Consider the following 7,770-nt stretch of genomic DNA (forward strand, 5'->3'; position numbering starts at 1 on the left):
GTGGGCCGGTAGGCCGCAGGATGGGGCGGGCGGGCAAGGGTACGCGGGGCAAGCGGCGGCGGGGCCGTGAGTTGTTTGACCAGATCAATCGACCGCGGTGTCAGGCAGCCCACCAGCGATATAAACAGCAACACGTACACGGCTGTGAACCACCAGCTGGAGAACACGTCGAACAGCTGGAGCTTGTCGAAGAACTCCCCCAGCCAGCCGTTGTCCGCGATGTACTGATTGACGTTTCCTTGGTTGAGGCTGCGCTGCGGCAGGAGTGCCCCCGGTATCGCCGCCACTGCCAGCAGAAATAGCAGGATCAACGCCGTGCGCATGGCGGTCAGGGTGCGCCACGCGTTGCGGAAGAAGGCGGTGGCGGCACCCAACGATGAGCAGGCAGCAGTTGTTCTGAGCTCTGACATGAGGTCCATCTGCGGATCGCGGTGCGCCGAACAGGTGCGGACAGTGCGTGTGACGTGGTCGCGCCCCTGATGTGAATCCGGGGCACACCTGGTAGGGCGCTGGTTTTCTAACAGACTAGACGGGCGCGCACCGGCAGCTTCATTGAGGTCCCGGAAGTTGGCAACGGCGAGCGGTGCGCAGACCTGAGCGGACCCACCGCTACCTCAAGAACCCGTCCACACTTCGGCGGGGGGGGGGCTTGGCTGGTCGCGATCGAGGTTTCCTGCCGCCTCGGTGTCGAGTCGAGGAGGATGACGTCATGCCGAAGGATGTCAATCCCGTTACTGAACCACCCCACCAACGCGACCAAGGTGCCCTGGCGCGAACAGCTCTGGTCGTCTTGGTCATACTGCTGGCCGCAGCGGATCTCGGAGCTAAGTCTTGGGCTGGCGGAGCACTCGCCGACGGCCATACGGTGGATCTGGGACTAATGCAGCTGCGCCTGGGCTTCAACTCCGGGATGGCGTTCAGCCTCGGCGCTGGCCTCCCCACCAGCCTCGTTCTCGCCATCACTGGACTCATCATCGGTGCGCTGGCGCTCTTCGCCTGGCGGGCCACCCGCTCCGCAACGCGCATAGTACGACTGGCGCTGGCTCTGATGTTGGGTGGAGCTGTGGCCAACTTCATCGATCGCGCCACCGACGGAGTGGTGACTGACTACCTTCACACTGGTTGGTTCCCTACCTTTAACCTCGCCGATGTCTTTATCACCGGTGGCGCCGTCGTGCTGATCGTTGCCACCCTCGCCGCCCCCGACAGGACCGCGGTCTTGGAAACGCCCGAAGCCGCGACCCGGCAGGCCAGGGGACCTTGTGACGACTGAGGTGGCCGCACAGCGTTGGCCCCGATGCCGCGCAGTTAGCTCGCTGGGGCGGTGTCAACGACGCGAGTAGGTGTGGCGTGTTCCGGGGCGGGCATTTTGTCCGGTCGATCGGCGTTTTCGCACGGCTTTTAGAGATGGCCCGTTGGCGACGCTCGGGCTGGAGCGTGATCGGCGCCCGGCGAGGACTGAGCCTGGCGGATGCTCCGTAGCTGACGGCTCACTTACCGGGAAGAAATTTGCGGTGAGTGTGGGTGCTGCGCCAAGCGGTACCTGTGCGGTCACAGGTAGCGGCAGACGGTCGTGGCATCGCAGTTGGTGGGGTCGCTGGTGGTGGCACTGTGGTGAAGGTGCGCCACGGTATGTCGCAGTGTTTGCAGGTCGGCGATCTGACGGTCCAGGTCGCCCAGTCGGGCGTCGAGCAGGGCATGCACGTGCTGGCAGGGCGCGACTCCGGCGTCGCGGATGTCGAGGATCTCGCGGATCTGGGCCAGGGTGAGCCCAGCGGTGCGGCCGCGGCGAACGAAGTCTAGGCGCGCCAGGGCCGCGGGGGTGTAGTCGCGGTATCCGTTGGCGGTGCGCTCAGGCGCAGGTAGTAGGCCCGGCCGCCACTCATTGCCAATATGGGATATGATCGCCACATGACGATGACACACGTTGGCGGGTGCGCCGCTCCAACCGCCGGTATCGGTGCGGCTGAAGCCCTGTTCCACAGCCTCTCCGACGGCGCCCGGCTGGCCATCGTGCGCCGCCTGGCTGACGGCGAAGCCCGAGTGGCTGACCTGGTGGAACAGTTGGGGCTGGCCCAGTCCACTGTCTCCAAGCACGTGGCGTGCCTGCGCGATTGCCACCTAGTTCAGGGCCGCCCCCAGGGTCGCCAGGTGTTCTACTCCTTGGCCCGCCCGGAACTTCTTGACCTGTTGGCCTCAGCCGAGATTCTGCTGGCCGAAACCGGCAGCGCGGTAGCACTGTGCCCCAACTACGAGACCGGCAGCCAGACAACGACGGGGGCACGAGATGAGTGACGCGTGTGGATGCAGCGGGGACGAGGCCCGCAGCGGCGACGAGGGCAATGAGCAGGAGCCCCAAACCCTGTGGCAGGTGAGAGAGATCCGGTTCGCCGCCGTGGCAGTGCTGCTATTGCTGGCTGGATACGGCTCCGGTGGGGTCGGTGTCAGCGAGTGGGTGGTGCTAGCGCTCAAGGCCGCGGCCTTGGCCGTCGCGGGGTGGACGTTCGTACCCGCCACACTGCGCCGCCTGGCCCAGGGCAAGATCGGCGTGGGCACACTGATGACCATCGCCGCCGTGGGCGCGGTACTGCTGGGCGAGGTGGGCGAAGCCGCCATGCTGGCGGTGCTCTACACCATCGCCGAAGGGCTGGAAGAGTACTCTGTGGCCCGCACCCGCCGCGGCCTGCGCGCTCTGTTGGACCTGGTCCCCGACCAGGCCCGGGTGCTGCGCGAAGGCGTGGAGCACATCGTCGACCCGGCCGAGCTCGTGGTGGGCGACACGCTAGTGGTGCGCCCCGGTGAGCGCCTGGCCACGGACGGGGTCATCGCCTCGGGAAATACCAGTCTGGACACCTCCGCCATCACCGGCGAATCCGTGCGAGTGGAAGCCGGACCCGGGGACGAGGTGTTGGCCGGGTCCATCAACGGCACCGCAGCCCTGGAAATCACTGTCACGTCCACCGCGGCCAACAACTCCCTGGCCCGCATCGTCTCCATCGTGGAGGCCGAGCAATCCCGCAAGGGCGCCGGCCAGCGCCTAGCCGACCGTATCGCCAAACCGCTCGTGCCCGGGGTGATGATCGCCGCTGCCCTCATCGCCGCCGTGGGATCCCTGCTCGGCGACCCGCTGATATGGATCGAACGCGCCCTGGTCGTGCTGGTGGCCGCCTCACCGTGCGCGCTCGCCATCTCCGTGCCCGTCGCCGTCGTCGCAGCGATCGGCGCCGCCTCCAAGCACGGCACCCTGGTCAAGGGCGGCGCCGCCCTTGAAGCGATGGGCCGGGTCCGCACCGTGGCGTTGGACAAGACCGGCACCCTGACCCGCAACCGCCCGACCGTCATCGAGACCGCCCCCGCCCCCGGTCACACCGCCGAGCACGTGCTGGCGGTAGCCGCCGCACTGGAGGAACGCAGCGAACACCCGCTCGCGTCCGCGATCCTGGCCGCGGGCCCCGTGCCGCAGCGGGCCGAGCACGTGGAGGCGGTCACCGGCGCCGGACTCACCGGCACCCTGCAAGGCCGCAGCGTCCGGCTCGGTCGCCCGGGCTGGATCGATGCTGGCCCGCTGGCCGAGGATATAGCCCGGATGCAGCACGCCGGCGCCACCGCCGTCCTTGTCGAAGAAGATGGAGTACTGCTGGGCGCCATCGCGGTCCGCGACGAGCTGCGCCCCGAAGCCGCCGAGGTCGTCGAAGCCCTGCGCGGCGCCGGCTACCGGGTGGTGATGCTCACCGGCGACAACACGGCCACTGCCGTCGCCCTGGCCGCCCAGGCGGGCATAGAAGCCAGCGATGTGCACGCCGACCTGCGCCCGGAGGACAAGTCCCGCATTGTCGGCGAACTGCGCCAACACGGCCCGGTGGCGATGGTCGGCGACGGTGTGAACGACGCACCCGCTCTGGCCACCGCTGACCTGGGGATAGCCATGGGTGCGATGGGCACCGACGTGGCCATCGAGACCGCCGACATCGCTCTGATGGGCGAGGACCTGCGCCACCTGCCCCGCGCTCTGGGCCACGCCCGCCGATCCAAGGCCATCATGTGGCAGAGCGTAGGGCTCTCACTTGCCATCATCATCGGCCTGATGCCCCTGGCGCTATTCGGAGTCCTGGGCCTGGCCGCGGTCGTGCTGGTGCACGAGGTCGCCGAGGTCGTGGTTATCGGCAACAGCATCCGTGCCGGGCGCACGCGCAACCTGGCGCTACCCCATGACGCCACCGCCGCACCGCGCGAGCGCATGCTGGCCGAGGTGTGAGGCACCCGACACCGGCCGCGGCTAAAAGGCTCCCCCGCTGGGGCGTGCTGGCCGCCGCCCTCGCGCTCGCAGTCACGGACCTGGCCCTGAAAGTCTTGGCCGAGGCCACTCTGACCGCCAGATCTGAACCGCAGTTCCTGGGACCGCTGGAGTTGCGTCTGACCTACAACCCCGGGGGTCGCCTTCAGCCTGGGCGCATCCCTGCCCGCCTGGACCATCGTGGCTCTCACCGGGCTCATCACCGCCACCGTGGCCGCCTACGCCTGGTACAGCGCTCCCACCACACCCCTCCTGGGCCGCGTCGGCGTGGCCGGAGTACTGGGCGGCGCATTGTCCAATCTCATCGACCGAAGCCTGGACGGTGTGGTCACCGACTATCTGCACACCGGCTGGTGGCCCACCTTCAACCTCGCTGACACCTTAATCATCGGCGGCGCGGTGCTGCTCGTCCTCACCTCCGCCCGCCAAAGCTCACCGGCCGTGTCCGATAATGACCGTGACGCGCGGACCTGACCAGCATCGCCCAGGCGGCCAGATTGCTCGCCTCCACCAGCATCAGAACGCGCGTAGGGGAAAATGACCGCTTCAACGTTTCGGTCGATGCCCCATGACTAATGCGTGCCCCGATGCCGCAACGGTCCAATCGGCGGCCCGGTCCTCGCCTAGTTCGGTAAGGGCGAGCCGGTAGGCGCCACGCGCGCCCCAGTCGGGTTCGGGGAGGCCCACGACCACGCGGTGCCAGCGCAGCAGCTCGAGAAAGTGTGCCTCGCCTGTCTGGTCGGCCGCGTGTCGGATTCGGTCCACCAGCTCGTCCACGCCGGCACCGTAGCCAGGGCCTCCGACACCGGCGGTCAGTGCAGGTCACGGGAGGCGATGAGCCCCGCAATGAAGTCGATGACGCGATCGGCTTCGGCGTCAGTGAGGTCGAACTCGCGTCCGCCGACAACGGTGCGGGCCGGGCCCTGTTTTGGGGCTACGGTGTGTTCCAGCGTTGTTTACGAGTGGTCTTGGTCGTTCTCGGTGATTTGGGCCAGGGCTGCGGTGAGGTCGTCTTCGCTGGGTAGTGCCTCTTGCTCTGCGGCGGGTAGGGCCTCATAGCTGAAGGTTGAGACGGCCAGGGGTGCGCCGGCTTGGTTCAGTGCGTAGCGGACGACACGATCATTGCGGCTGCCGCAGACCAGGATCCCGACAGTCGGGGCATGCGAGGCGCGGCGCAGGCGATCCTCGACCAGGGCGACGTAGAACTGCAGCTGCCCGGCGTGTTCTGGCTTGAACTTGCCGGTCTTGAGCTCAATGACGACGTACCGCAATTGCTCGACGTGGAAGAACAGTAGGTCAGCGTAGAAGTCCTCGCCCCCGACGTCGAAGTGCACTTGTCTTCCCACGAAAGCGAATCCCGGGCCGAGCTCGCGCAGCGTATCGACGATCCGGTCGGTCAGGGACTGTGGTTCCCCCCGAATCGTGGAGGGTTTCCTAGGCGGCTTCCGGTTCGGTCGCCGCGGCGGTCTCGTAGCTGATCGGGCTCACCATTCCGATCGTGCTGTGTCGTCGGTCGTGGTTGTAGAATCCGTAGCACCAGTCCAACACAGCGGCCCGGGCGGCGCGGGTGTTTTCGAAGGTGTGTTGCGACAAAACTTCCCATTCCAGCGAGCTGAAAAATGCTTCGGCGGCAGCATTGTCAAAGCACGATCCGACCCGCCCCATCGATTGGCGAATATCGAGGTCTTGGCATAGTTTCGTGAACGCGTGAGCGGTATAGGTGCTGCCCCGATCGGTGTGAAATATGGCTCGTTTCGACGGGTCCTCACGCCACCCAGACTGGTGGACCTCCTCGATACCGCCGCGGGTCGCCACGGCCATGTTGATCGCCGCGCAGGCGAGTTCGGCGTCCGGGTGCAGACCGGTGGCAGCACCAAGCAATCTACGACTGTAGAGGTCGATCACAGTGGCCAGATATGGCTTYTCWCYKGGCCGACCGTTGGCGTCGACGGTGGGGATCTCGGTCATGTCGCCGACCCRCCGGGCGTTCGGCCTGTCGGCGGTGAAGTCCCGCTTGAGCAGGTCGGGGAACTTCGGGGCCGTCTTGTCCTGCCTGGTCAGACCGTTGCGGCGTCTGATGCGGCGTGCGACGAGGCCCTGGCGGCGCATCGAGTCGGCCACGGTCTTCTCGCTGACCTGCCAGCCCTCGTCACGAAGGTCGAAGTACAGGCGAGGGGATCCATGCCGGCCCTTTGCGGCGGTGAACGCCTTCGCGACCGCCTGGTCGACGACCTCGCGGCGGCGGTCACGCTCGGTGTGCAGACCGCTGGCCGCCTCCGGCCCGGTGGCCCGCTTGAGCCACTTGTAGAACCACGCCAGCGACACGCCCAGCAGGGCGCACACCAGAGTGTGTGGCACTCGGTAGTTGGTCCTGAAGGTCGGCGATGAAACGTGCCACGCTCACTTCGTCGCCTCCTTGACCCACAGGACCACGGTGTTTGGGACGCCTTTCGGAAAGCGCGGTTCTGATGATCGGGTAGCGGTCGGACGGGTATCGGATAGCGGAGTTCACCCGTCCGACCGCTGGGCCGCTATGGCGTTGCCGTGGCGAGGTGTCGTCTCATGTTCGGGCCGTCGAGGGCGATGATCTCGGCGCCGGCGACGATCCGGTTGAGGATCGATTCGGCGATGACCGCGTCTTGGAGCGACTTGTACCAATCTGGCGGATCGAACTGCGAGGTCACCAGCGTCGAGCCCCGCCCCTCCCGAGCGGCAAGGATGTTGAGCAGCTCCGCCGCGGTGTGCGGGGCCACCGGCGTGGTCAGGAAATCGTCCAGCACTAGCAGGTCGCAGTTGTGCAGATCAGTGAGGAAGTCCAGCCTGCGCTGCGAGGTCGGCTCCAGCACGGCGAGCCGGTTGGCCAGGTCGTCGAGCCGGAAGAACCTCGCGGTGTAGTACTTTCGGCACGCGGCATTGAGAAGCGCCTGGGCGAGGTAGGTCTTGCCCACGCTGGATTGGCCGAGCACGACGAGATTGCGAGTGGCGTCGATCCATTGACAGCTGGAAAGTCGTGCGATTAGCTCGCGGTTGACGTTGCGGTCAGGCAGGTAGCGGATCTCTTCTACGCAGGCGTCAGGGTTTGGCGATCTGGAGGCCTTGAGTAGTTTCTGGGTCCGGCGTTCCTGCCTGGCCGTGATCTCTTTGTCCAGGGCGTGGAAGATCTTCTCCGAGAAGGTCCACTCGTCGCAGGCGGGATCGTTGGCCAGGTCAATGACGGTCTGGCCGAACGCGGTCATCCGCAGCTGCGTGAACAGCGGCATGTCGGCGTCGGTGAGATGACGATCAGTCACTGCAGCTCCTCCTGCCCCGCAGTGCCGCTGCTCGGGCCTCCGGTGAGGGCGGCGAGGCTGAACTGCTCGGGCCCGGCCAGATGCGCCCCGGTGGTATCTCGCCGACCCGGCGGCGGCTCCAGCCGGTCCGTCGTAGCCGCCACCGCCGGCTGCGTGGTGGTGGGCCGGGCCCGAGCAGTTCAGCCT

The 7,770-nt window shown here is 67.0% G+C and carries 10 protein-coding genes and 1 pseudogene; 4 read left to right on the forward strand and 7 right to left on the reverse strand.

Features of this window, described 5'->3' with window-relative positions:
- Window positions 1-410: cytochrome c biogenesis protein ResB (locus tag G6R20_RS18255; RefSeq protein WP_163377263.1), on the reverse strand; the 410-nt coding region annotated here is incomplete at its 3' end.
- 299 nt (window positions 411-709) lie between these two features.
- Between G6R20_RS18255 and lspA the strand changes: the two genes are divergently transcribed.
- Window positions 710-1,273, forward strand: coding sequence for a signal peptidase II (gene lspA, locus G6R20_RS18260; protein ID WP_163377259.1), 564 nt, complete (start codon window positions 710-712; stop codon window positions 1,271-1,273).
- A 278-nt stretch (window positions 1,274-1,551) separates the two neighbouring features.
- Here lspA and G6R20_RS18265 read toward each other — a convergent pair whose 3' ends face one another.
- Entirely contained in the window at window positions 1,552-1,911 is a 360-nt protein-coding gene (locus G6R20_RS18265) for a MerR family DNA-binding protein (RefSeq protein WP_240341564.1), read from the reverse strand.
- Between G6R20_RS18265 and G6R20_RS18270 the strand changes: the two genes are divergently transcribed.
- The 3 genes from G6R20_RS18270 (at window position 1,912) to G6R20_RS18955 (ending at window position 4,768) form a co-directional block, all read left to right on the forward strand.
- Entirely contained in the window at window positions 1,912-2,295 is a 384-nt protein-coding gene (locus G6R20_RS18270; protein ID WP_163377260.1) for a metalloregulator ArsR/SmtB family transcription factor, read from the forward strand. It abuts the gene before it with no gap.
- Complete coding sequence (locus G6R20_RS18275; protein ID WP_163377261.1) at window positions 2,288-4,255, forward strand: cation-translocating P-type ATPase; 1,968 nt, start codon at window positions 2,288-2,290, stop codon at window positions 4,253-4,255. Before G6R20_RS18270 ends, G6R20_RS18275 begins: the two co-directional genes overlap by 8 nt.
- 219 nt (window positions 4,256-4,474) lie before the next feature.
- Window positions 4,475-4,768 carry a signal peptidase II gene (locus G6R20_RS18955; protein WP_240341565.1) on the forward strand — a complete coding sequence of 98 codons (294 nt, stop codon included), beginning with the start codon at window positions 4,475-4,477 and terminating at the stop codon, window positions 4,766-4,768.
- Between the two features lie 72 nt (window positions 4,769-4,840).
- Here G6R20_RS18955 and G6R20_RS18285 read toward each other — a convergent pair whose 3' ends face one another.
- The 5 genes and pseudogenes from G6R20_RS18285 to G6R20_RS18305 all read right to left on the reverse strand — a co-directional run bounded on the left by G6R20_RS18285 (window position 4,841) and on the right by G6R20_RS18305 (window position 7,727).
- Window positions 4,841-5,071, reverse strand: a complete 231-nt coding sequence (locus tag G6R20_RS18285) for a hypothetical protein (protein WP_163377262.1) — start codon at window positions 5,069-5,071, stop codon at window positions 4,841-4,843.
- A gap of 179 nt (window positions 5,072-5,250) precedes the next feature.
- Complete coding sequence (locus tag G6R20_RS18290; RefSeq protein WP_346010055.1) at window positions 5,251-5,715, reverse strand: PDDEXK nuclease domain-containing protein; 465 nt, start codon at window positions 5,713-5,715, stop codon at window positions 5,251-5,253.
- A 13-nt stretch (window positions 5,716-5,728) separates the two neighbouring features.
- Window positions 5,729-6,698: pseudogene (locus G6R20_RS18295) on the reverse strand (IS3 family transposase).
- 127 nt (window positions 6,699-6,825) lie between these two features.
- A complete protein-coding gene (locus G6R20_RS18300; RefSeq protein ID WP_007633699.1) occupies window positions 6,826-7,584 on the reverse strand; it encodes an ATP-binding protein in 759 nt (252 codons plus the stop codon).
- A complete protein-coding gene (locus G6R20_RS18305) occupies window positions 7,581-7,727 on the reverse strand; it encodes a hypothetical protein (RefSeq protein WP_240341568.1) in 147 nt (48 codons plus the stop codon). The genes G6R20_RS18300 and G6R20_RS18305 overlap by 4 nt, the downstream gene beginning before the upstream one ends.
- Window positions 7,728-7,770: the final 43 nt, after the last annotated feature.

The organism is Dietzia sp. Alg238-R159, from assembly GCF_900537145.1.
Taxonomy (GTDB): Bacteria; Actinomycetota; Actinomycetes; order Mycobacteriales; family Mycobacteriaceae; genus Dietzia; species Dietzia kunjamensis.

Bases quoted from the DNA above. Each gene is read 5' to 3' on its own strand.
- lspA (WP_163377259.1), top strand. From the start codon at position 710: ATGCCGAAGGATGTCAATCCCGTTACTGAACCACCCCACCAACGCGAC.
- G6R20_RS18275 (WP_163377261.1), top strand. From the start codon at position 2,288: ATGAGTGACGCGTGTGGATGCAGCGGGGACGAGGCCCGCAGCGGCGAC.
- G6R20_RS18270 (WP_163377260.1), top strand. From the start codon at position 1,912: ATGACGATGACACACGTTGGCGGGTGCGCCGCTCCAACCGCCGGTATC.